The sequence below is a fragment of the Gordonia paraffinivorans NBRC 108238 genome (assembly GCF_000344155.1).
In the GTDB taxonomy this organism is placed as follows: domain Bacteria; phylum Actinomycetota; class Actinomycetes; order Mycobacteriales; family Mycobacteriaceae; genus Gordonia; species Gordonia paraffinivorans.
On sequence record NZ_BAOQ01000027.1, the window covers coordinates 71494 to 93798 of the forward strand.

The 22305-nt window shown below is 66.8% G+C and carries 22 protein-coding genes and 1 pseudogene; 11 read left to right on the forward strand and 12 right to left on the reverse strand.

What is annotated here, in order from left to right; translation table 11 throughout:
* Positions 1-160: 160 nt before the first annotated feature.
* From GP2_RS13875 to GP2_RS13895, 5 genes are all read right to left on the reverse strand, one after another.
* Positions 161-1300, reverse strand: a complete 1140-nt coding sequence (locus tag GP2_RS13875) for a DUF475 domain-containing protein (protein WP_006901151.1) — start codon at positions 1298-1300, stop codon at positions 161-163.
* 143 nt (positions 1301-1443) lie between these two features.
* On the reverse strand, positions 1444-2019 hold the full coding sequence (locus GP2_RS13880) for a TerD family protein (protein WP_006901152.1): 576 nt from the start codon (positions 2017-2019) through the stop codon (positions 1444-1446).
* A 241-nt stretch (positions 2020-2260) separates the two neighbouring features.
* Complete coding sequence (locus tag GP2_RS13885) at positions 2261-2680, reverse strand: hypothetical protein (protein WP_006901153.1); 420 nt, start codon at positions 2678-2680, stop codon at positions 2261-2263.
* A gap of 188 nt (positions 2681-2868) precedes the next feature.
* The gene (locus GP2_RS13890) at positions 2869-3960 is read right to left on the reverse strand and encodes an inositol-3-phosphate synthase (protein ID WP_040527064.1); all 1092 of its coding nucleotides are present in this window, start codon (positions 3958-3960) and stop codon (positions 2869-2871) included.
* 57 nt (positions 3961-4017) lie between these two features.
* Complete coding sequence (locus GP2_RS13895) at positions 4018-4734, reverse strand: PadR family transcriptional regulator (RefSeq protein ID WP_006901155.1); 717 nt, start codon at positions 4732-4734, stop codon at positions 4018-4020.
* 220 nt (positions 4735-4954) lie between these two features.
* Between GP2_RS13895 and GP2_RS13900 the strand changes: the two genes are divergently transcribed.
* The 5 genes from GP2_RS13900 (at position 4955) to GP2_RS13920 (ending at position 11030) form a co-directional block, all read left to right on the forward strand.
* A complete protein-coding gene (locus GP2_RS13900; protein WP_006901156.1) occupies positions 4955-5347 on the forward strand; it encodes a DUF5318 family protein in 393 nt (130 codons plus the stop codon).
* Positions 5348-5474: 127 nt separating this feature from the next.
* Positions 5475-7904, forward strand: coding sequence for a transglycosylase domain-containing protein (locus GP2_RS13905; RefSeq protein WP_006901157.1), 2430 nt, complete (start codon positions 5475-5477; stop codon positions 7902-7904).
* Positions 7822-9507, forward strand: coding sequence for a glycosyltransferase family 87 protein (locus tag GP2_RS13910; RefSeq protein ID WP_051997226.1), 1686 nt, complete (start codon positions 7822-7824; stop codon positions 9505-9507). Before GP2_RS13905 ends, GP2_RS13910 begins: the two co-directional genes overlap by 83 nt.
* Positions 9508-9590: 83 nt before the next feature.
* Complete coding sequence (locus tag GP2_RS13915) at positions 9591-10532, forward strand: 8-oxoguanine DNA glycosylase OGG fold protein (protein ID WP_006901159.1); 942 nt, start codon at positions 9591-9593, stop codon at positions 10530-10532.
* Between the two features lie 36 nt (positions 10533-10568).
* Positions 10569-11030, forward strand: a complete 462-nt coding sequence (locus GP2_RS13920; RefSeq protein WP_006901160.1) for a hypothetical protein — start codon at positions 10569-10571, stop codon at positions 11028-11030.
* Here GP2_RS13920 and GP2_RS13925 read toward each other — a convergent pair.
* Both GP2_RS13925 and GP2_RS13930 read right to left on the reverse strand, forming a co-directional pair.
* On the reverse strand, positions 11010-11591 hold the full coding sequence (locus GP2_RS13925; RefSeq protein WP_006901161.1) for a GNAT family N-acetyltransferase: 582 nt from the start codon (positions 11589-11591) through the stop codon (positions 11010-11012). The genes GP2_RS13920 and GP2_RS13925 overlap by 21 nt on opposite strands.
* A 1-nt stretch (position 11592) precedes the next feature.
* Positions 11593-13038 carry a glycosyltransferase family protein gene (locus GP2_RS13930; RefSeq protein WP_006901162.1) on the reverse strand — a complete coding sequence of 482 codons (1446 nt, stop codon included), beginning with the start codon at positions 13036-13038 and terminating at the stop codon, positions 11593-11595.
* Positions 13039-13228: 190 nt separating this feature from the next.
* Between GP2_RS13930 and rpsF the strand changes: the two genes are divergently transcribed.
* From rpsF to rplI, 4 genes are all read left to right on the forward strand, one after another.
* Positions 13229-13510, forward strand: coding sequence for a 30S ribosomal protein S6 (gene rpsF, locus GP2_RS13935; RefSeq protein ID WP_006901163.1), 282 nt, complete (start codon positions 13229-13231; stop codon positions 13508-13510).
* A gap of 113 nt (positions 13511-13623) precedes the next feature.
* Entirely contained in the window at positions 13624-14130 is a 507-nt protein-coding gene (locus GP2_RS13940; RefSeq protein ID WP_006901164.1) for a single-stranded DNA-binding protein, read from the forward strand.
* A 62-nt stretch (positions 14131-14192) separates the two neighbouring features.
* On the forward strand, positions 14193-14450 hold the full coding sequence (rpsR, locus tag GP2_RS13945) for a 30S ribosomal protein S18 (RefSeq protein WP_006901165.1): 258 nt from the start codon (positions 14193-14195) through the stop codon (positions 14448-14450).
* Between the two features lie 19 nt (positions 14451-14469).
* Positions 14470-14925: a 50S ribosomal protein L9 gene (gene rplI, locus GP2_RS13950; protein ID WP_006901166.1), complete on the forward strand. Its 456-nt coding sequence runs from the start codon at positions 14470-14472 to the stop codon at positions 14923-14925.
* A gap of 82 nt (positions 14926-15007) precedes the next feature.
* On the opposite strand, the gene GP2_RS13955 is transcribed toward rplI, so the two are convergent.
* Positions 15008-15676 carry a hypothetical protein gene (locus tag GP2_RS13955; protein ID WP_040527078.1) on the reverse strand — a complete coding sequence of 223 codons (669 nt, stop codon included), beginning with the start codon at positions 15674-15676 and terminating at the stop codon, positions 15008-15010.
* A 573-nt stretch (positions 15677-16249) separates the two neighbouring features.
* Between GP2_RS13955 and dnaB the strand changes: the two genes are divergently transcribed.
* Positions 16250-18493 (forward strand): replicative DNA helicase, encoded by a 2244-nt coding sequence (gene dnaB / locus GP2_RS13960; RefSeq protein WP_006901168.1) that lies wholly within the window; start codon positions 16250-16252, stop codon positions 18491-18493.
* Between the two features lie 37 nt (positions 18494-18530).
* On the opposite strand, the gene GP2_RS21850 is transcribed toward dnaB, so the two are convergent.
* Positions 18531-18791 (reverse strand): hypothetical protein, encoded by a 261-nt coding sequence (locus GP2_RS21850; RefSeq protein WP_006901169.1) that lies wholly within the window; start codon positions 18789-18791, stop codon positions 18531-18533.
* 4 nt (positions 18792-18795) lie between these two features.
* Positions 18796-19062: pseudogene (locus tag GP2_RS21245) on the reverse strand (helix-turn-helix domain-containing protein); the annotation flags it as partial.
* A gap of 219 nt (positions 19063-19281) precedes the next feature.
* On the opposite strand from GP2_RS21245, the gene GP2_RS22200 reads away from it, so the two are divergent.
* Positions 19282-19755, forward strand: a complete 474-nt coding sequence (locus GP2_RS22200; protein WP_444542631.1) for an AAA-type ATPase lid domain-containing protein — start codon at positions 19282-19284, stop codon at positions 19753-19755.
* A 26-nt stretch (positions 19756-19781) separates the two neighbouring features.
* On the opposite strand, the gene GP2_RS13970 is transcribed toward GP2_RS22200, so the two are convergent.
* Together GP2_RS13970 and GP2_RS13975 are read right to left on the reverse strand one after the other, a co-directional pair.
* Positions 19782-21035 (reverse strand): IS256 family transposase, encoded by a 1254-nt coding sequence (locus GP2_RS13970; RefSeq protein ID WP_040527068.1) that lies wholly within the window; start codon positions 21033-21035, stop codon positions 19782-19784.
* Positions 21028-22113, reverse strand: a complete 1086-nt coding sequence (locus GP2_RS13975) for an IS110 family RNA-guided transposase (protein WP_006901171.1) — start codon at positions 22111-22113, stop codon at positions 21028-21030. Before GP2_RS13975 ends, GP2_RS13970 begins: the two co-directional genes overlap by 8 nt.
* Between the last annotated feature and the right edge of the window lie 192 nt (positions 22114-22305).

Sequence of the window (22305 nt, forward strand, 5' to 3'; positions counted from 1 at the left end):
TCGGCTCGGCGACACCGTCGGTCAGCGGTAGGTGTCGCGTGGCGATACCTACTGCTGAATCGTCGTCGTTTCCCCCGGGCCGACGTCGTTGTCGGTACGCGGATACGACGAAGGGCCGGCGGGTCGAAAACCCGCCGGCCCCTCGAGGGATTGCAAGCCGTCAGACCGAAGCGGTCTCGTTCGCCTGCCGCTTACGCCGCACGATGCTCGACACGAGTGCCGCGACGATCAGGACCAGACCGATGAGGCCGGTGATGATCTCGGGGACGTGCGTGCCGATGGAGTAGAGCAGGATCAGTGCCAGGGCACCGATCGCCCAGTGGGCGCCGTGCTCGAGGTACTCGTATTCCGACAGCGTTCCCTTGCGCACCAGGTAGACGGTGAGCGAGCGGACGAACATCGCGCCGATGAGGCCGAGGCCCAGCGCGATGAGGATCGGGTCCGCGGTGATCGCGAACGCGCCGATGACACCGTCGAACGAGAACGACGCGTCGAGAACCTCGAGGTAGAGGAACAGGAAGAAGCCGGCCTTGCCGGTGGCCTTGGCCAGGTCGCTCGGACCGGAACGACCGTTGGACTTCTGGGCCTCCTGCTCTCCCTCGGACGAGTGCGCGAGTTCTTCGACCTCGTCCTCGACCTCGACGTTGAAGAACTCGCCGAGCCCGTTGACCAGGATGTAGGTGATCATGCCGAGCGCGCCGGCGATCATGACCGTCGAACGCTCGTCCTCGGGCGCGATGAACGACGCGGTGAGCACGAGCAGGCCGATGGCGATGACGACCTCGAGCATCTCGAGCTTGCCGATGCGCTCGAGCGGCCGCTCGATCCAGGTGAGCCAGGTGAGTTCCTTCTCCTCGAAGAGGAAGCCGAGGAACAGCATCAGCAGGAACATGCCGCCGAAAGCCGCGATCTGCGGGTGTGCGTCGGTGATGATCGTCTCGTAGCTCGGGTCGTTGGTGCCCGGGAAGTACGCGGCGTCACCCGGCGGCGGGTTCAGCGCGAGGTCGAGGGCCTCGACCGGGTTGAGACCCGATGCGAGCCAGACGATGACCAGCGGGAACACCAGCCGCATGCCGAAGACGGCGATCACGATGCCGATCGTCAGGAAGATCTTCTGCCAGAAGTCGCTCATTCGGCGAAGGACCGTGGCGTTGATGACCGCGTTGTCGAAGGACAGCGTGACCTCGAAGACACCGAGGATCGCGGTGAGGATCAGGGCCTCGACGCCGCCGTACAGGAACGCGACGACGAGCGCTGCGATCGTGACGACGAACGAGAGGCCGAATATTCGTACTACCACGTGATTGTGGCCTTTCTGGAGGAGCAGATGGACCGGCCGACAGCGTCGTCGGTGTATGTCATGACACGGAGATGCCGCACCCGTCGTGACGATGGGTGCGGCATCTACGAGGTGTGCTGCCGTTCAGTCAGGGTCGGTGAGGGTCAGACGTTGACGCCGAAGTCGCGGGCGATACCCGCGAGGCCGGAGGCGTAACCCTGACCCACGGCGCGGAACTTCCACTCGGCGCCGTGCCGGTACACCTCGCCGAAAACCATCGCGGTCTCGGTGGAGGCGTCCTCGGTCAGGTCGTAACGAGCGATCTCCGAACCGTTGGCGCGGTTCACGACGCGGATGAACGCGTTGCGCACCTGGCCGAACGACTGGCCCCGAGCGTCCGCGTCGTAGATCGAGACCGGGAAGACGATGGTGTCGATCTCCGGCGGAACCGAGGCCAGGTCGACGTTGATGACCTCGTCGTCGCCCTCGCCCTCGCCGGTCAGGTTGTCGCCGGTGTGCTCGATCGAGCCGTCCGGCGAACGGAGGTTGTTGAAGAAGACGAAGTGCTGGTCGGACAGGACCTTCTTGTTGGTACCGAGCGCGATGGCGCTGGCATCCAGGTCGAAGTCTGCGCCGGTGGTGGTGCGAACGTCCCAGCCGAGACCGACCGCGATCGCGGTGAGGCCCGGGGCCTCCTTGGTCAGCGAGACATTGCCGCCCTTGCTCAGGCTCACGCCCATGGTTGCGCCTTTCTGTTGGTACGTGGTCTGCATGCCGTCCGACGAGCCGGGATTGCCCGGGCACTCGGAGCGATCGACAACACTCTATGTGAAGGGTGTGTCACGGTCACTGCTTCAGACGGATGACCTGCGGTTTCGGCACGACTGCATCGAGTTGGAGGCAACGACCGGGCGCGGGACCGCCCGGTGGAGGTGGCACTGACCCCGCGGACCGACCCGACACCCCGGGGAGCGGCTGACGTCAGCGCACGTAACCGGTGAGCTGATACGTCTCCGGCGGCTTGACCACCGACGAGTACAGCGACACCTGCGTGAAGGCGCCCTTCTTCGGGGCGAACAGGTAGACGCCGACCGGGTACACGGCGTACTTGCCCGCGGCGCAGTTGGGGATGCACAGGTTGCGGTGTTCGGTGCCGTAGCCGACGGCGAAGGCGTCGGTCCACGCCAGCCACCGGATGTCCTTCACGATGATCCCGGCGTCGGCGCAGAAGATCGAGGAGAGCGTCCTGGGCTGGACCTGTTTCGAGCCGTCGCATCCGCCGACCACGGTCACCACGGGGGTCGGCGCAGGAGCAGCGGACGCCGGGACCGCCGTGCCGAACAGAGCGACGACGGCCGCAAACGCGGCGACCACGAGGATTCTGAAGCTGTTTCTACGCATGTGTCTCGCCTCCGAGATGCCGAGGTGGTCCCTGTCGGGCGCAAGACCCTCGATGTCGCATTCTCGACGGCTGGTCCCGGTCGCACCGGGGAATCCGCAGAGCACGGCACGGATGCGAACACGACGAAGCCCCGTCCGGTCGCTGGACCGGACGGGGCTTCGGGTGCTCGGAAAGCAGGTTACGAGGCTCAGGCCCCGATGATGAACTCCTCGAGCTGAGCGCGCGCGACGTCGTCGGCGAGCTGCTTCGGCGGGGACTTCATCAGGTAGGCCGAGGCCGGGATGATCGGGCCGCCGATGCCGCGGTCCTTGGCGATCTTCGCCGCGCGGATGGCGTCGATGATGATGCCGGCCGAGTTCGGGGAATCCCAGACCTCGAGCTTGTACTCCAGGTTCAGCGGCACGTCGCCGAAGGCGCGACCCTCGAGGCGGACGTAGGCCCACTTGCGGTCGTCGAGCCATGCGACGTGGTCCGACGGGCCGATGTGGACGTTCTTGTCCTCGACCTTGCCGGCGAGCGAGCCGGTCAGGTTGGAGGTCACGGCCTGGGTCTTGGAGATCTTCTTGGACTCCAGGCGCTCACGCTCGAGCATGTTCTTGAAGTCCATGTTGCCGCCGACGTTCAGCTGGTAGGTGCGGTCGAGGGTGACGCCGCGATCCTCGAACAGCTTCGCCATCACGCGGTGGGTGATGGTGGCGCCGACCTGGCTCTTGATGTCGTCGCCGACGATCGGGACGCCGGCGTCGACGAACTTCTGCGCCCACTCGGGGTCGGAGGCGATGAACACCGGCAGGGCGTTGACGAAGGCGACGCCCGCGTCGATCGCGCACTGCGCGTAGAACTTGTCGGCCTGCTCCGAGCCCACCGGCAGGTAGCTGACGAGGACGTCGACCTCGGCGTCCTTGAGGGCCTGGACGATGTCGACGCCCTGGCCGTCGGCCTCGGTGATGGTCTCGAGGTAGTACTTGCCGAGGCCGTCGAGGGTGTGACCGCGCTGGACGGTGACGCCGGTCGGCGGCACGTCGGCGATCTTGATGGTGTTGTTCTCGCTCGCGAAGATCGCGTCCGAGAGGTCGAAGCCGACCTTCTTGGCGTCCACGTCGAAGGCGGCGACGAACTCGACGTCGCGAACGTGGTACGGGCCGAACTTCACATGCATCAGACCCGGCACGGTGGAGTTCTCGTCGGCGTCCTTGTAGTACTGCACGCCTTGCACCAAGGATGAAGCGCAGTTTCCTACGCCCACAATGGCAACGCGCACCTTATTGGGCTCACCCATGGTCGGGCTCTCCTTCTTGTCGCGGCATCGCAGTCGTTCGCTGCGCCACCGTTGTTTTCACTTGCTCGGCAGTTCCGAGCCGTTTTCATCCCGGCTCGGCGTCGAGCTCGGTTCTTCGAAATCGTCATCGGATGGCCCGGGGTCGGTCGTGGACCCCGAATCGTCGTGTGACAGCTCGTCCCCGACGCTCTCCGCCCCGGTGGTGTCCGAGGTGAGGTCGTCGGAGTCGAACGGGCTGAAAGTCCCCTTCTCCTGACGGGAGCTCTCTGCCGCGATCAGTTCATTGAGCCAGCGGACCTCCCGTTCGCTGGACTCGAGGCTGAGCTGATGCAGCTGGCGGGTGTAGCGGTCGACCGAACGGTTGGACCGTCGCAGGAGCTCGCGCAACCCTTCGCGGCGTTCTTCGACCTGCCGGCGGCGTCCCTCGAGGATGCGCATGCGCGCGACCGCGGGGGTCCGGCTGAAGAACGCCAGATGAACACCGAAACCGTCGTCGGTGTAGTTCTGCGGACCGGTGTCGGCCACGAGTTCGGCGAACCGCTCGCGGCCGGCGTCGGTGAGTTGGTACACCCGACGTCCTCGCCGGACCTTTCCGCCCGAGGGGGCGTCGGCCTCGACGATGTAGCCGTCGGCCTGCATCCGGCGCAGGGTCGGATACAGCGAACCGTAGGAGAAGGCACGGAAGGCCCCGAGGAGGCCGGTGAGCCGCTTGCGCAGCTCGTAACCGTGCATGGGGGATTCGAGGAGCAGGCCGAGAATCGCCAACTCGAGCATCGGTCACCCCCCCTCGGTTCGTGTGTGCAGATCATGTCTCGGGGCGTTCTGACGGTTGGACATACCGCTCCGATGTATTCGCCAATGTATCGCACCGATATAACCGTGTCCACGACGGGTGGCGAAGGCCATAGACGTGCGGGATGTCGCGGCCGATCCCGATCCGCTGGACCCGACCGTCACGCCGACGACAAACGCGTGACCACGTACGCTTGAAACCGTGCAGCGCCAGATCGTCGACTACGCCCTCCAGCGGCGTGCTCGGCTGTCCGCGGTCCATTCCGGGCGGACGGCCGTCGCCGACGTCTGCGACGCGAGTCCTTATCTCCTGCGCGCGGCGAAGTTCCACGGGCGGCTCAGCGATGTGTTGTGCCCGATCTGCCGGAAAGAGCAGGTCACCCTCGTCTCGTGGGTGTTCGGCGAGCGGCTGGGCCAGGTGAGCGGATCTGCCCGCAGCAACGAGGAGATCGCCCGGCTGGCGACCACCGCCGAGGAGTTCACGGTCCACGTGGTCGAGGTGTGCCGGACGTGCAGCTGGAACCATCTGGTGCAGTCATACGTTGCCGGGCTGCCGCCCCGGTCCACGCGACGGACCCGGCGAGTGGCCAAGTAGCAGTGCGCCCACCAGCGGTTTTCCAGCCGTCGACGCGCGTGCTGTCACAGTGGAATGGCAAAGGCTTTGAAAAGTGGCCGGGGTCGGCGACGCGAGACGTCGCCGCGCCCGGTTGGAAAGGTGGACGATGAGCGAGGTACGCGGTTCTTCGCCCACGCCGCGAGGGACGGGTTCCCGATCCGCCCGCGGTGGTAGCAGCAGCGGTCGGGGCCGGTACTCGGCGGCCGCCGAGGCGGCCGCGCGGAACAAGCGTTTCGCCTGGGCACTGGGTGCGGTCGGCGCCGTCGTGCCGGCGATCGTGCTGGTCCTGATCGTCGCGTTCGCCTGGACCTATCTCACCGCCGAGATCCCCGAGCCGGAGGTCAGCCAGAAGGCGACCATCGTCGACACCTCGGGTCGTACCATCGCCGAGGTCACCCAGCCCGACGGCAACCGCACCGTCGTCCCGTACGACGAGATCCCCGAGGTGATGATCCAGGCGATCGTCGCCGCCGAGGACCGTGAGTTCTGGACGAACAACGGCTTCTCGCCGCGGGGTCTCTCACGAGCGGTCATCGGCCAGATCACCGGCGACACGTCCGCCGGCGGTGGTTCGACGATCACCCAGCAGTACGTGAAGAACGCGATCGTCGGCGACGAGCGCAGCTTCAGCCGCAAGTTCAAGGAACTCGCGATCGCGGCCAAGATGAACGAGCGGCACGGGTGGACCAAGGAGAAGATCCTCGAGGCCTACCTCAACACCATCTATTTCGGTCGGGGTGCCTACGGCGTCGCCGTCGCGACCCAGAAGTACTTCAACAAGTCGATCACCGATCCAGCGCGCGCGAAGAAGAACCCGCTCACCTTCGAGGAGGCGGCGCTGCTCGCCGGCGTCATCCGCGCGCCGTCCTACTACGACCCCGAGACCAACCCCGAGGCCACCGAGGCCCGCTGGCGCTACGTGGTCGACAGCATGGTCACCACCGGCGCCATCACCAAGCAGCAGGCGGCCGAGGCGAAGTTCCCGAAGACCGTCAAGCCGCGCGCCGACGCCTCCGACGTGACCCCGGGCCCCAACGGGCTCATCAAGCGGCGGGTGCTCGAGGAACTCGACACGATCGGCATCAGCGAGCGTGAGTTGCGCACGGGCGGGCTCAAGATCACCACCACGATCGACCCGCAGGTGCAGAACGCCGTGGTGCAGGCGGCCTGCCGGAAGAACAAGATCTACAAGTGCCCCAACGGCAAGCTCAACGGCGAGCCCGAGGACCTGATCGCATCCGTGGTCTCCATCGACCCGCAGACCGGCGGCGTCCGGGGCTACTACGGCGGGGACGACGCCGAGGGCTGGGACCTCGCGCAGGCAGGCCTGCAGACCGGGTCGTCGTTCAAGGTCTTCGCGCTGGTCGCCGCTCTCGAGCAGGACATCCCGCTGTCGAAGGTGTACAGCTCGGCTCCCTTCGAGGCCACCGGCGGTCTCGTCGTCGAGAACTCCGACGGCGAGAGCTGCGGTTCGTGCAACCTCGCGACCGCGATGAAGATGTCGCTGAACACCGTGTACTACCGCCTCATGATGGACCTCGAGAACGGCGCCCGCGACGTCGCCGACGCCGCGCATCGCGCGGGTGTGGCCGAGTCCTTCGGCAACATCGAGAAGACCCTGCAGGAGCCGAACGGCGAACCCGAGGGCGGTGTCGTGCTGGGGCAGTACCAGTCCCGCGTCATCGACATGGCCTCGGCGTACGCGACGCTCGCCGCGTCGGGCGTCTATCACGAGCCGTACTTCGTGCAGAAGGTTGTCGACGCGAAGGGTGACGTGCTCTTCGAGCGCAAGCCCGAGGGCAAGCGGGTCTTCCCGGCGAAGGTCGCCGACAACGTGACCGCCGCGCTTCAGCCGATCCCGGCCTACTCGAATGGCAACTCGCTGTACGACTCGACGCTCGGAGCGCGCCCGGCGGCCGCCAAGACCGGCACGGTCCAGCTCGGTGACACCCGCCAGAACAAGGACGCCTGGATGGTCGGGTACACCCCGCAGCTGTCGACCGCTGTCTGGGTCGGCACCAACGACGGCACTGCGCTGAAGAACTACAACGGCGCCTCGATCTACGGCTCCGGTCTTCCCGCGTCGATCTGGAAGGCGGCCATGGACGCCGCGCTCGAGGGCAAGGAGATCAAGCAGTTCCCCGAGCCCGAGGAGGTCGGCGGCGTGGCCGGTGTCCCGTACGAAGCGCCCGCGACGACCTACGCACCGGCCCCGTCGACCCGCGATCGCGGTCCGTCGTTGCCGACGTTCGACATCCCCGACCAGGGCGGTGACGGCAACCTGACCCTGGCGCCGGGCGTCACCATCCCGATCCCGGGAGCCCCGCGGGGCGGCGGTAACGGCGGTGGCGGTAATGGCGGCGGTGCCGGTGGTGGCGCCGGCGGAGGAACCGGTGGAGGAACCGGTGGCGGCGCCGGCGGTGGTGCCGGTGGCGGAACCGGTGGCGGTGCTGATGGTGGTGCCGGTGGCGGAACCGGTGGCGGTGCCGGCGGTGGTGCGGGCGGCGGAGGAGTCCCTGAACCGCCGATCGGCTGACCAGGACACCTCGGCTGACGCCGAACTCGCCTGGGACAGCCCGGTACCTCGCGCACCCGACACCCGCGTCGACTCCGAGCGTGTGCTTCCCACGCGCACCGATCCCCTCGTCCGTGAGGCGAGTTCGGTGGTGGGCGGACCGGTCGGCGCACATGCGGTCATCGGCCGCAGCCGTCATCTCACGCCCCTGCGCGTGCTGTTCGCGCTCGCACTCTGCGGGTTGATGCTGGGTTGGTTCGGAAAGGCGAGCTGTCTGCAACAGATCCCGGTCGCCGACAGCGCGGCGGGGGCAGGCGCCTCGATGCGTCTGGACTGGGACGATCAGCGGCAGTTCACCAACCTCTGCTACAGCGACGTCATCAGCCTCTACGGCGCGGAACGGCTGAACATCGGCGCGCTGCCCTACCGGGACTACTGGTTCCAGGAGGACTCCGACGGCGAGACCATCAAGCGGTACATGGAGTACCCGGTGCTGACCGGGATGTTCATGTACGGCGCTGCACAGCTTTCGCGAGGGTGGGTCTGGGCCACCGAGAACTGGGGAGTGCCGGGCGCCCTGGACGTGGTGCTGTTCTTCACGATCGTCGCGCTCGGCCTGACGCTGTTCTGGCTGGTCACGATCTGGGCGACCGCGCTCACGGCGCGAACCCGGATGTGGACGGTGTGGCTGGCGGCCCTGTCACCGCTGGTGTTCGTGCACGCGTTCACCAACTTCGACGCCATCGCCACCGCGGCGGTCGCCCTCTCGCTGCTGGCATGGTCCCGCGAGCGACCCTGGCTCGCCGGAATCTGCATCGGACTCGGCGCCGCGGCCAAGCTCTATCCCGCGCTGCTGCTCGTCGTGCTCGGCGCGCTGTGCCTGCGTAGCGGCCGGGTGCGCGAGTTCGGCGCCACCGCCGCGGCCGCCGCGGCCGCCTGGCTGCTGGTCAACCTGCCGATCCTCATTCCCTACCCCACCGGCTGGTGGGAGTTCTTCCGGTTCAACGCAGACCGTTCGGCCGACGCCGACACGATCTACCGGATCCTTGCCGACTCGCTCGGTTTCACATGGAACATCCACCATCTGAACGCGTTGTCGGTGGGCTTGACGGTGCTCGTCCTGGTGGCGGTCGCCGGGATCGGCGTGGGGGCCCCGCGCCGGCCCCGGGTGGCGCAGCTGGCGTTCCTCGCCGTCGCCGGATTCCTCCTCGTGAACAAGGTGTGGAGCCCCCAGTACTCGCTGTGGCTCGTGCCGCTCGCGGTGCTGGCGATTCCGCACACGCGGTTGTTGCTCACGTGGATGACCCTCGACGCGCTCATCTGGATTCCGCGCATGAGCCTCTTCCTCGACGCGGAGAGGCGGTGGCTGCCCGACCAGTGGTTCACCGTCGCGGTCGTCGTGCGGGGACTGATGGTGATCCTGCTGTGCGCGGTGGTGGTCTGGCAGATCTGGCACCCCGGAGACGACCTGGTGCGCCGCGGCAACGACGGTCGCCGGTACGACGACCCCGCCGGCGGTGTGTTGGATGCGGCGCCGGACCGCATGCGGATCAGTCTGGGGCGCAACCGGTCACGAGATCCCGAGCAGAGCCCGCCGGAGAGGGTCGCTGTCGCGGGGACCTGATCCCGCGCGCCGGCGCCCTCCCGATCTCGGAGAGATCCCGGTCCGACCGGAACCGATCCGGTCTCAGCCGCGTCCAAGGGACCATGAATCCCACCCAGCTCTCCGCCCCTGAAGATCTCTCCGACTGGTTGGCCGCCGGCGATCGTGCCGCCGAGTTGTCCGCCGAGTCCGTGGCCGTCGACGCGCAGTGGTGGTCGGAGGCCCTCGCCGAGTTCGATCTGCCGAATCCTCTGCTCGGCAACGAGATCGGACGCCGTGATCTCTTCGGCCTCGGGTCCGTCGCCGCGGATTCGCCCGACGACGCGATCGCGTTGCTGTGGAACGTGATCGCGTTCTGTCTCGGCCGGCGGAACTCCGACGGGCGCAAACGGATCGCCGCGGTCGCCGCCGACCGAAAGCGCATCGGTCGGCTCCTGCAGGAGGCGGCACTGGCGGCTCGGGAGGACCCGGGGGCCGCGTTCGCGATGCTGCGACCCGACAAGGGCGGCAACGTGATCGAGCGACTCGGGCCGGCCGGCTTCACCTGGTACCTGTACTTCGCCGGTGCGGGTGATCCGGAGCATCCGAGTCCCGTCCTCGAGACCAAGGTGGCGAGATCGCTACGGAGGGCCGGATGGAAAGGCCTCCGCGACTCCACCTGGACCGCCGCCGATTACGTGGTCTACTCCAAGCTCGTCGACCGGTGGCGCATCGAACTCGGTGTCGACCGCAACGACGTCGTCGTCAACGGGCTCTTCGCGATCACCCCGCCGACCGGCTGGGACCATCCGTGGCAGGCCTGGGAACGCCAGACCTGGGAGAAGGCGAACTGGGTGCGTGGTCCGTTGTCCACCGACGACCTGCGCACCGTCCACCGCTGGTTGCGGACCTTCTCGGCACTGGCACCGAGATCGGCCGAGGCGCAGTCGGAGTTCCGGGATCTGGGGAAGAAGATCAACGCGGCCCTCGACGGCGAGCCGGGCGAGATCCACGACGGGTTCGACGACGAACACGTCTACGGCGGCCACCTCGGCCGACGGTTCTGAGGGTTCGACGGGACGCCGGGTGGGTACCGTCCGGACATGAGTGAGGCAGACACGAGTGGGCCGGGCGAGAACATCGCGGACAGCACCGCCGAGGCGGTCGGCAAGGTGGGGGAGGCACTCGAGTACGTCGAACGTGCTCGCGGGCACCTGTACAGCTTCCACCAGCTCATCGGGCATGCGGACCTGCTCCTCGGCGAGGCCGTCGACGCTCTGCGGGAGGACGGGCACGAGGAGATCGCCGAGACCCTGCAGACAGAGATGGTCGGCCGCAATGTGCTCGACGGGCGCTGGACCTTCCAGATCATGGAGGAGTTCGACGACACCTATTGGCAGCCGTTCCGGGACCACACCGACCACATCCGCAACGAGCTGACCGACGGTGTCCGCCACCTCCACGAGGCGAGGATGAAGGAGAGCCGCCGTACCCATGGCCATCCGGACCACACCAGGGAGCCGCCGGGCACGGGCTCCTCCGACTCAGGCGGACATCCGTTGTAGGAGAGCCTCTTTCGCGGCGGGCCACTCGTCGTCGGTCATGGCGTAGAGCGCGGTGGTCCGCCAGCCGTCACCGAAGCGCCGGTGCTTGCGGAGCAGCCCCTCGAAGCGCGCGCCGAGCTTCTCGATCGCGGCGCGCGACCGCGCGTTGAGCTCATGCGTGTGCCACGTGATGCGAACGGCCCCGCACTCCTCGAAGGCATGGCGCATGAGCAGGTACTTGGCGGTCGGGTTGACGACGGTGCCCTGCACATCGTCGGCATAGAACGTGTAGCCGATGCAGACGCTGAGGTTGGCGGGGTCGATCTCGTAGAAGCTCGTCGAGCCGACGACCCTCCCGTCGAGGTTGTCGACGACCGCGAAGGCCACTCGCGACTCCGGGTCGGCGAGCGCGGTCTCGACATACCGGCGCGCGGAGGGGAGGTCGACCGGGACATTCGGCGACCACCGGAACCGAGCCGGGTCACCGACGACGGTGGCGAGTTCCGCGGCGTCGTCGAGGGTGAAGGCGCGCAACGTCACACGCTCGCCGACGAGGGGACCGCGCCCCAGCCACGAACTCATGTCAGGCTCTCCCCGTGAATGTCGGTGGGGCGGTGGTGGCTTCGACGCGGTTCGCGTCGATGGGGCGCCGCAACCTCGAGGCCAGCGGCTCGCGTAGCGAGGTGCGCGCCAACGTCGCGATCAGGTAGACCAGCAACGCCGCGTGCACCCACACCGAGCCCGCGACGCCGGTCAGGATCCACCACGGGAGCGGATCGCCTGCGTCGCGGATCGGGAACAGACGGAAGATCGTCAGGTCCAGCGCCACGTCGGTGGCCAGATAGATCACGATCACCTGCCAGCGGACCCTCATCAGCACGAAGAAGGGCAGCAGCCACAGCGTGTACTGAGGAGAATGCACCTTGTGGAACAGCATGAACCCGGCGAGCATCGCGCCGCTCACGCCGATCCAGGGGAAGATCCCGTCCCGCTTGTACACGCGCCATCCGAGGTACATGGCCACCGCGAACGATGCCAGGACCAGCAGCGGGGACAGCACACCCACCAGTGAGTGATAGGTGTCGGTGGTCCCGGTGAGATAGCGCAGGCCCCAGTACCAGATCGAATTCGTGTCGACGTCGGCCTTGCGCCGTCCCTGGAACGACAGCGCCGCCTTCCACCCCTCGAAGCCGAGCACCATGAACGGCAACTGGATCGCCACGACGGTCAGCACCGCCGTTCCGGCCACCCAGGCTGCACCGGCCCAGTCCAAGCCGCGCCGCGCGGCGTCCCGCACGTCGGCGGCACCGCCGGTGAGCACGTAGGCCGCCAGCGGCAGCACGAAGATCCCGGGATAGAGCTTGAGGCAGAACCCGATCGAGAGCAGGACCGCGGCGAGGATCGCGCTGGTGCGGACTCCGAGTCGCCGGCGGCCGGTGTCGGGGTCGGCGGAGGCGCCCCATGCCATCACCGCGATCGCCCCGACCGCGGTCGCGACCACCGGCAACTCCCAGTTGTGGAAGGAGTACAACACCAGCGGTGGCGTGGCCGCCCACAACAGCGCCCACCACCGGACCATCAAAGCGAGCATGACGGTGATCGCGAACCCGAACGGCGCGAGCAGGAGCGCCGACTGCGTGAAGAACGCGGTGTCGGTGTGGGCCCCGATCGCGCCGAGGTACATGAACAGGCCGGACAGCACCGGGTATTCGACGACGCCGCCGAACAGGGTCCCGTCGGGATTGATCCCGCCGTGGATGTACGGGAAGACGTGGTTGTTGATGTCGCGGCCGAGCCACAGGTACATCAGGTCGGAGTAGCAGGGGATGAGTCCGCCGTCGCCGGCCGGCCAGTTGCGGCTGCGGCCCTGCGCGTCGAAGGGGGCGCCGCCGCAGGCGACCTTGGCCTGGTAACTCCAGAACATCGTGGCGGCGGTCGCCAGCAGCGACACCAGCACGATCACCGCGGACTCGCCGCGACCCGACAGACGACCGATGCGCCGAGACGGGGTGGTCAGCGGCTCCGACATGGCCAACAGAGTAGGTCGTCGCGCTGCGCGGCGCGCAAGCCGCACCCGCCTGCACGCCCTGGTGACGACTGACCTGCGGTTTCGGAGAATATGCCCTGGTCATGTATCTTTGACAGGTTGCCGACGCAGGCGACCCTCCTGCCACGGACAGTCCGTGGCCGACCTAGCCCATAGGAGGTGATGTGGTCTTATGCGTCACTACGAACTGATGGTCATCCTCGATCCGAATCTGGACGAGCGCACCGTCGCACCCTCTCTCGATACCTTCCTCAACGTTGTCCGCCAGGACGGCGGCAAGGTGGATGCTGTCGACATCTGGGGCAAGCGCCGTCTTGCTTACGAGATCGCCAAGCACAGCGAGGGCATCTACGCCGTCATCGACATCAGCGCCGAGCCCGCCACGGTCAGCGAGCTCGATCGTCAGCTGAAGCTGAACGAGTCGGTTCTGCGCACCAAGGTCCTGCGGAAGTAGTCCACAGGGTTTCTGGAACGTCTGAAGACGTCGGTACCGGGTTCTAGGGTTGTCCTCGAATCCGGTGCATGTCGATCAGCGAGTGCCCACCAACGACCCAAGGGGAAACACACATGGCAGGCGACACGGTCATCACCGTCATCGGCAATCTGACCGCCGATCCGGAACTGCGGTTCACTCCGTCCGGGGCAGCGGTTGCCAACTTCACGGTGGCTTCCACTCCTCGCACGTTCGATCGTCAGACCAACGAGTGGAAGGACGGCGAAGCGCTGTTCCTCCGCTGCAACATCTGGCGTGACGCCGCGGAGAACGTGACCGAGAGCCTGACCAAGGGAACCCGGGTCATCGTGCAGGGACGCCTCAAGCAGCGGTCTTACGAGACCAAGGAAGGCGAACGCCGCACGGTGGTGGAACTCGAGGTCGACGAGATCGGCCCCTCACTGCGTTATGCCACCGCCAAGGTCAATCGTGCCTCGCGCGGCGGTGGTGGCGGTGGATTCGGATCGGGCGGCGGCAGCCGCGGCGGTTCGGGTCAGCCGGTGGCCGACGATCCCTGGGGCAGCGCACCTGCCAGCACCGCCGGATCGTTCGGCGGCGGGGACGACGAACCACCTTTCTGAACACTCTTGGGTTCACGCACGAAAGTGCCTGAGCCCGAAGGCAAGACTGGAGCAATACACACATGGCAAAGGCAAAGGCCAGCCGGAAGCCTCGCGTCGAGAAGGTCACCAAGACCAAGGCGTGCAGCTTCTGCAAGGACAAGAAGGCCGTCATCGACTACAAGGACACCGCGCTTCTGCGTCGCTTCCTGTCCGACCGCGGCAAGATCCGTTCGCGCCGCGTCACCGGCAACTGCGTGCAGCACCAGCGCGACATCGCGGTGGCCGTGAAGAACTCGCGTGAGGTGGCCCTGCTGCCCTTCACCTCGACCAGCCGATAAGCGGAAAGGATCAGTTGACATGAAGCTCATCCTCACCGCCGCCGTGGAGAACCTCGGCGAAGCCGGCGACATCGTCGTGGTCAAGGACGGCTACGGCCGCAACTACCTGCTGCCCCGCGGCCTGGCCATCAAGGCCACCCGCGGTGCCGAGAAGCAGGTCGAGGGCATCCGCCGGGCGCAGGAGGCCCGCGAGGTCCGCGGTCTCGAGCACGCCAACGAGCTGAAGCAGGCCATCGAGGGCCTGGAGAAGATCTCGCTGGACGTCAAGACCCACGACTCGGGCAAGCTGTTCGGCTCGGTGACCGCAGCAGACGTCGCCGGTGCCATCAAGTCGGCCGGCGGCCCCGTCGTCGACAAGCGCAACGTCGTCCTGCCCAAGGGACACATCAAGTCCACCGGCAGCTACCCGGTCACCGTCAACCTGCACCCGCAGGTCGCCGCGACCGTTCAGCTGGACGTCGTCGCCGCGAGCTGACGCACCGCATCTGACGCAACAGGGCCGGGTGGAAGAGATTCCACCCGGCCCTGCTGCATGTCCGGAGTCCTTCTGTGCGGGTCTACTTCGGTGCCGGGGGAGAGGCGGGCAGCTGATTCCAGTACTGGAGCCTCGGCGGCAGGTAGCGCGGTGCCGGGTTCGGGCTGTGGGCGACGGCGCTGGTGCCCGGTCCCAGGGTGTCCCAGGACGGGAAGAAGAACTTGTGCCACGCAGGCGTGAAGATCAGCGCCCGCGCGCCGGTGCGGCAGGCGACGACGTCGGGGCGTGGGACGGTGCACGTGACCCCGGCGATCGTGACGCACTTGCCGACCCCGAGTACCGGAGGCCGGAAGCCGGCACGCGACCCCCAGTGGTAGGTGTCGTCGGGCATCACCCACCAGGGGCCCTGTTGGTCGCCGGCGATCGCGGCTCCCGACGCCCCGCGCGGAGCGGTCGCCGAATGCCCCTTGCAGCCGACGTAGCGGTAGCCCTGACCGATCTGGCACATCCACCGACCGGCGGTGAAGAACGATCGGCCGTTGTCGGCGTAGGCGAGCGACCGATAGGTCGTGGGATCGACGGGTTGGTAACGGGCGAGATCGAACTCGACCGGGAGAGTCGGTCCGGCCGGTGCGGCTACCGCCGGCGGTGCCCCGATCGCCACTCCGCCCGCCGCCACGAGTGCAGCGAGCGCGCCGACCGTTCTGCGGATGATCCGGCTTCGCAACCCCAACCTCGACACGTCGGCAATTGCATCACATCGCCGGTGTCTCCGTCTGCGATCCGGCGACAAGTCGACGGCCAGGGCCAGGGGTCGCGGCGCGCGGACCAGTGGTAATGAGAGTCACTCAAAGAGTTCACCGAATGATCCACCACAGAGGGTGGTGGGAGCGGACGCAACACGCCCAAGGTGCGACGCGCCGATGAGCGACAAAGAGTTTTCAGTTTCTTGATTGTGGAAACATCTCAGACCCCTGACCTGGGAGTTCAGTGTTGTACACACCTGAATTCCCAAGGTTTTCCACAACGGCTGCACAAACGCTCCCCCGTCCACTCACACCCCGTCCACAAGTCCTCCCCAGATTCATCAACAGGTGGGTTTGAGTCGACGCCACCGACCCCCTAGTGTCACGCGACAGCGTCTCCGTTCGTCCGGAGCACGACGCCGTCGGTGGATGTCGGTGCGACCGGATAGGAAAGAGACAGACATGCATGAGGTCGACACCGGGGACTCGCGAGGTGGCCAGCCGGGGCCGACACCACAGAGGTCGTGTCCGTCCCTGTGCAGGGGGATGGATCGAGCGTTGCGAGAGGTTAGACACGCGTGGCTGTTGTGGATGACCGCGGGCACGGTCCCGCCGCTGGTGACCGGAACAAGAGGAAGGGCCGCGACGGCGACGTCCTCCCGGCCGAGGACTTCGGTCGTCAGCCACCGCAGGATCTCGCCGCCGAGCAGTCGGTGCTCGGCGGCATGCTGCTGTCCAAGGACGCCATCGCCGACGTCGTCGAGAAGATCCGCACCCAGGACTTCTACCGTCCGGCGCACCAGGCCATCTTCGAGGCGATCCTCAACCTGTACAGCAAGGGCGAACCCGCCGACGCGGTGACCGTCGCCGCCGAACTCGAACGCGCCGGGGAGCTCAAGCGCGTCGGTGGCGCGCCGTACCTGCACACCCTCATCTCGACGGTGCCGACCGCCGCCAACGCCGGCTTCTACGCCGAGATCGTCGCCGAGAAGGCGATCCTGCGCCGCCTCGTGGAGGCCGGCACCCGCATCGTCCAGTACGGCTACGCCGGCAGCGACGGTCAGGACGTCGCCGAGGTCGTCGACCGTGCCCAGGCCGAGGTCTACGAGGTCACCGAACGCCGGCAGGCAGAGGACTACGTCCCCCTCGAGGAACTCCTGCAGCCGACGATGGACGAGATCGACTCCATCGCCTCGCGCGGCGGCATCTCGCTCGGTGTGCCCACCGGCTTCGCCGACTTCGACAAGCTGACCAACGGCCTGCATCCCGGCCAGATGATCATCGTGGCCGCGCGACCCGGCGTCGGCAAGGCGCTCGCACTCGACACACCGCTGCCCACTCCGACCGGCTGGACCACCATGGGCAAGGTCGCCGTCGGAGACGAACTGCTCGACGCGCACGGCCGGCCCACCAAGGTGGTCGCCGCCACCGAGGTGATGACCGACCGTCCGTGCTACGAGGTCGAGTTCAACGACGGCGCGGTCCTCGTCGCCGACGAGCAGCACCAGTGGGTCGCCGAGATCGACGGTGAGCGCCAGCTCGTCACCACCGGAGGCCTGCGCGCACACGTCGGCTGCGCGGTCATCCGCAACACCAAGCCACTCGACCTGCCCCGAAAGCGATTCGCCTACGGCCCCTACACCGTGGCGGCACTCGCCGGGATGGCATTCGACGATCCCGAGATCGGGATGCGCATCGACGCCGAAGGGCCTGTCGACGTCATGACGCTGATGGCCGACCTCGGCGGCCGCATCCCGTACGAGTACCTGCGCGGGTCGGTCGCTCAGCGTCGGGCATTGCTCGCCGGCATCCTCGACGCGCGCGCCACCGTCGACGACGACGGCTGGATCACCGTTCCTGCGGCCACCCGTCACATGACGGCCGTGATCGCGGACCTCGTCGCGGGACTCGGGTACAGCTACAAGCGTTCGGCGACCGGATGGCTCCGCGTGGACGCCGACGACGACGTCTTCACCGTCCACCACAAAGCGGTGCGGCACAAGGAACTCCGCCGCAAGGCCGGGGTCCGCCGAGTGGTCGCGGTGCGGCCGGTCGACTCGGTGCCGGTGCGGTGCGTGCAGGTCGACAACCCCGAGCACATGTACCTCGCCGGCGAGGCCATGGTCCCCACCCACAACTCGACGCTGGCCATGGACTTCCTGCGGTCGGCGGCCATCCACCACAATCTGCCCGCGGCCATGTTCTCCCTCGAGATGAGCAAGACCGAGATCGTCATGCGCCTGCTGTCGGCGGAGGCGAAGGTCAAGCTCGCCGACATGCGTGCCGGCACCATGAGCGACGACGACTGGACTCGACTCGCCCGACGCATGGGCGAGATCTCCGACGCGCCGTTCTTCATCGACGACTCGCCGAACCTGACGATGATGGAGATCCGCGCCAAGGCGCGTCGCCTCAAGCAGAAGCACGACCTGAGAGTCCTTGCGGTGGACTACATGCAGCTGATGACGTCGGGCAAGAAGGTCGAGTCCCGTCAGCAAGAGGTCTCGGAGTTCTCGCGTCAGCTCAAGCTGCTGGCCAAGGAGCTCGAGATCCCGGTGATCGCGATCAGCCAGCTGAACCGTGGGCCCGAGCAGCGCACCGACAAGAAGCCGCAGGTGTCGGATCTCCGTGAGTCGGGTTCGCTGGAGCAGGACGCCGACATGGTCATCCTGCTGCACCGTCCCGACTCCATCGAGCGCGACGACCCACGTGCCGGCGAGGCCGACATCATCGTCGGTAAGCACCGTAACGGCCCCACGGCGACGATCACCGTCGCGCACCAGCTGCATCTCAGCCGGTTCGTGGACATGGCGCGCGGTTAGTCCGGCGCGACGCCCGAACTGGCTGAGCTCTTCGGGATCAGCGGCCCATATAGGCCCGGATCTGCTGTTCCTTCGTCTTGAGCATGCGGGCGCCCTCATTGGACATCTGTGCGATCGTGCGGGAGTTCCGCTCGATGTTGCCCAGGAGTTCCTCGAAGTTCTTCCGCACGGGGTCATTCCACTGGGTTCCGTTGAGCTGGGTGCGGACTCGTCGGGTCGCGTCTTGGACCGACTTCTCGAGCCGGGTCAGCTCCTGCGCCATACGGGCGAGGGCAGCGGGGTCGGTGTTGATGGCCATCTGCATAACCCGCGGCACGCGCGACCGGTAGCAGTCGTTTGGCGGTGATCCGGCCGTGTGATCGCTCGACTCGCTCAGCGACCAGCTCGGCAACGGTGTCGTAGTTGCGGGCCCGTACCTTGCGATCTGGTGGTTGATCGTCGGCCTCGAACCGGTCGACCACACGCTTGACGGTCTTGTGGGTGGTGCCGCACACCTCGGCGGCGGCGCGATAGCTCCCGAGTTCTCGGTAAGCAGAAATGAAGTCCATACGGTCCTTCGCAGACTTCAATGGAACTCCCAGGCGGTGACAGTGATCGGTTGGCACCTTCACCGTCATCGCCTGGGCCCTCAGTTCCGGGTCGACACGACGAACACAGGGTGGGGACTTTTATCTGGCCACCAGCGGGGACCTCGACCTGGCCACCAGTGGGGACTTTCTCATGGCCATGGACACCCGGTGATTTCCTGATCGCGGAGATCATGCGCGAAGCGATCCTGTCGGATCACGATGCGAACCCTGAAGAAGTACCATTGGCCCGGCAACGTCCGTGAACTAGTCGACACTCTCAATCACGTACTTCGCGCCAAGCCCGCGGGAACGATCGCAGTAGCTGATCTGCCTTCAGCGCTCAGCTCCGCGCCTCGCCGGACGATGACGGCAATGGAAAGAGTCGAGCGCGATGCCATAGTGGCTGCGCTACGGGACAGCGGTGGCAATCGCGTCGCCGCCGCGAAGTTGCTGGGGATCGCGAGGTCCCTCTCTCTACCGCAAGATCGACACGTTCGGCATCCACGTGTGATCGCGCAGAATGCGGTGATCCGAGAGTCGTCCTATGGCCTTGCGTCCGGTAGCGGTGACTGTCGGGAGGTGCAGTTGATTTCATGCCGGAGAGCAGGTTTCCGACGCACCAGGTCTGATCGCAGGTGCTCGGGTAGTGCAGTCTGCCCGGGGAGGTGGGTCAAGTCCCAGGTAGTGGTGTAACTCGTTTCTGATCCTTCGTCGGGCTTTCAGGCAGGCAGTTCGATCAGCGGGTCGGTAGTGGCCTCCGGTGTTGTGGTGGTGTCGGTGGTCAGGGTCAGTCGACATCGGTTGAGGACCTCGAGGCCGAGGTATCGGCGGCCTTCGGCCCACTCGTCGGTCTGCTCGGCCAGGACCGCGCCGATGAGTCGGATGATGGCGTCACGGTTGGGGAAGATACCCACAACGTCAGTGCGGCGGCGGATCTCGCGGTTGAGTCGTTCGGTGGGGTTGTTGGACCAGATCTGTCGCCACACGTCATCGGGGAAGCCTGTGAAGGCCAACAGGTCCTCTCGAGCGTCACCGAGATGGTCAGCAACCTTGGGGAGTCTGCCTTCGGTGTATTCCAGGAGTCGGTCGAACTGCTCGTGCACGGCGGTGGCGGTGGGCTGGTCATAAACGCTGTGCAGCATCGCTTTGACCGCCGGCCACATGGACTTGGGGCACACCGCCATCAGGTTGGCCGCGTAGTGGGTACGGCACCGTTGCCACACGGCGCCGGGCAGGTTCGCCGCGATCGCCTCGACCAGTCCGGCGTGGGCATCAGAGGTCACCAGACGCACCCCGCCCAGCCCGCGGGCGACCAGATCGGCGAAGAAGGTGTTCCAGGAGGCTTTGGTTTCGCTGGTCGCTACTTGCATGCCCAACACCTCGCGGTGGCCATCGCCGTTGACACCGGTGGCCAGCAGGACAACGGCTTTGACGACCTGCTTGTTCTCGCGGACTTTGATCGTCAACGCATCGGCGGTGACGAAGGTGAACGGCCCGACCTCGTCGAGGCGACGATGGCGGAACGCTGTGACCTGTTCGTCGAGGTCGGTGGCCATGCGTGAGACCTGTGACTTCGACAGCGAGTCGATGCCGAGAGTTTTGACCAGCTTGTCCATCCGGCGGGTCGAGACTCCAGCGAGGTAGCAGTCGGCCACGACGGTGATCAGTGCTGACTCGGCCCGCTTGCGGCGTTCGAGGAGCCACTCGGGAAAGTAGCTGCCCGAACGTAGCTTGGGAATGGCGACGTCGACGGTGCCGACGCGGGTATCCAGTGGCCGGTGGCGGTAGCCGTTGCGGCGGTTGGTGCGCTCTGGTGTGCGTTGGTTCCATTCGGCTCCGCAGACCGCGTCGGCATCGGCCGATAGCAGCGCGTTGATCATGGTTTGCAGCAGTTCACGCATCAGATCTGGTGACGCGTCTGCGAGGGCTTGGCCAAGAAGGCCTGCAGGGATGCTCCTATAGATGTCAAGCAGCCGTCTCTAAAGATGCTGCTGAGCTCTTCAGCGGGTCTGTTCGATGGGTGACCAGTCGGTACATCTCGCGGGCGATGGCGCGTTTGAGACAGCGGATGATGTCCTTCTTCGTCAGTCCTTCGGCGGTGCGCTTCTGGACGTAGGCGCGGGTCGGCTCGTGGTAACGCATGCGAACCAGTGCCACGGTGTAGAGCGCATTGTTGGCGGCGCGGTCGCCGCCGCGGTTGAGTCGGTGCCGGTGCCGCTTGCCTGAGGATGCGGGAACGGGCGCCACCCCGGTCAGGTGGGCGAAGGACGCCTCGGACCCGAGTCGGTCAGGGTTGTCGCCAGCGGTGATCAGCATCTGTGCCGCGACCTGGACACCGACGCCGGGCCGTTCAAGCAGATCGGGCGCAGCTTGCTGGGTGAGTACGGTGAGCCCGCGGTGCAGTTCCTTGATCTCCTCATCGAGGTCCGCGTGACGACGCGCCAGTGAGCGGAGCGCCTGCTTGCAGGCGATGCCAGGATCCGTGAGGTCGGCTCCGGGTCGAAGCCGTGCCAGAGACTTGATCATCTTCGCAGTGGGCAGCGGCTGCATCTGCTCGCGCAGGTTGGCCGGCCCATTCACCAGGAGTGCCCGGATCTGGTTGATGCACTGGGTCCTGGCCTTGATCGCAGAGCGCTGCGCCAGGCGCAGGCACCGGATCGATTCAACGATGCCGTCCCGCGACTTCGGAGTTCCGGCCGCGCGTCCTGACGCCGCCGCCCGAGCCGCCGCGTACGCGTCCAGCGGGTCGGACTTGCCCTGCGAGCGTCGCGCAGATCGGTCCGGACGGTCGACCTCGACGACGGGAATTCCAGCGCCGGTGAGCACCCGCGTGAGCCCAGCACCGTAGGAGCCGGTGCCTTCGACTCCCACGCTCACCAGCTGGCCCCAGCCGAGCAACCAAGACCGTAGAGATTCATAGCCGACAGGCGTCGCCGGAAACTCGCGATCGGCCAACTCGCGACCGAGCCGGTCGACCACGGCGGCGTGATGCGTGAGCGCGTGGGTGTCGACTCCGCCGAAGACTTCGGGGGACGAGAGGTGGTCTGTCATCGTGGTCTATGCCGCCTTCCAGTGCCAGCTACGGGGACAGCACGCGCCCGGTCGAGCAAAGCGGACAAGACAGTGATGGGGCTTGTGCTCAAGCTCCTATGAGGTCACGCCGCTCGTCCGGTCGCGTGCGTGGCATCCCCGGGCCTGAAGATCGACGAATCCCATGCAAAGGCAGTCGCTGACGCCCGTCGA

What these genes read in the sequence shown, in the direction of transcription:
- GP2_RS13880 (WP_006901152.1), bottom strand. Translation starts at nt 2,019, where the DNA reads ATGGGCGTGAGCCTGAGCAAGGGCGGCAATGTCTCGCTGACCAAGGAG.
- GP2_RS13885 (WP_006901153.1), bottom strand. Translation starts at nt 2,680, where the DNA reads ATGCGTAGAAACAGCTTCAGAATCCTCGTGGTCGCCGCGTTTGCGGCC.
- GP2_RS13890 (WP_040527064.1), bottom strand. Translation starts at nt 3,960, where the DNA reads ATGGGTGAGCCCAATAAGGTGCGCGTTGCCATTGTGGGCGTAGGAAAC.
- GP2_RS13895 (WP_006901155.1), bottom strand. Translation starts at nt 4,734, where the DNA reads ATGCTCGAGTTGGCGATTCTCGGCCTGCTCCTCGAATCCCCCATGCAC.
- GP2_RS13905 (WP_006901157.1), top strand. Translation starts at nt 5,475, where the DNA reads ATGAGCGAGGTACGCGGTTCTTCGCCCACGCCGCGAGGGACGGGTTCC.
- GP2_RS13910 (WP_051997226.1), top strand. Translation starts at nt 7,822, where the DNA reads ATGGTGGTGCCGGTGGCGGAACCGGTGGCGGTGCCGGCGGTGGTGCGG.
- GP2_RS13915 (WP_006901159.1), top strand. Translation starts at nt 9,591, where the DNA reads ATGAATCCCACCCAGCTCTCCGCCCCTGAAGATCTCTCCGACTGGTTG.
- GP2_RS13920 (WP_006901160.1), top strand. Translation starts at nt 10,569, where the DNA reads ATGAGTGAGGCAGACACGAGTGGGCCGGGCGAGAACATCGCGGACAGC.
- GP2_RS13925 (WP_006901161.1), bottom strand. Translation starts at nt 11,591, where the DNA reads ATGAGTTCGTGGCTGGGGCGCGGTCCCCTCGTCGGCGAGCGTGTGACG.
- GP2_RS13930 (WP_006901162.1), bottom strand. Translation starts at nt 13,038, where the DNA reads ATGTCGGAGCCGCTGACCACCCCGTCTCGGCGCATCGGTCGTCTGTCG.
- rpsF (WP_006901163.1), top strand. Translation starts at nt 13,229, where the DNA reads ATGCGTCACTACGAACTGATGGTCATCCTCGATCCGAATCTGGACGAG.
- GP2_RS13940 (WP_006901164.1), top strand. Translation starts at nt 13,624, where the DNA reads ATGGCAGGCGACACGGTCATCACCGTCATCGGCAATCTGACCGCCGAT.
- rpsR (WP_006901165.1), top strand. Translation starts at nt 14,193, where the DNA reads ATGGCAAAGGCAAAGGCCAGCCGGAAGCCTCGCGTCGAGAAGGTCACC.
- rplI (WP_006901166.1), top strand. Translation starts at nt 14,470, where the DNA reads ATGAAGCTCATCCTCACCGCCGCCGTGGAGAACCTCGGCGAAGCCGGC.
- GP2_RS21850 (WP_006901169.1), bottom strand. Translation starts at nt 18,791, where the DNA reads ATGGCCATCAACACCGACCCCGCTGCCCTCGCCCGTATGGCGCAGGAG.
- GP2_RS22200 (WP_444542631.1), top strand. Translation starts at nt 19,282, where the DNA reads ATGCGAACCCTGAAGAAGTACCATTGGCCCGGCAACGTCCGTGAACTA.
- GP2_RS13975 (WP_006901171.1), bottom strand. Translation starts at nt 22,113, where the DNA reads ATGACAGACCACCTCTCGTCCCCCGAAGTCTTCGGCGGAGTCGACACC.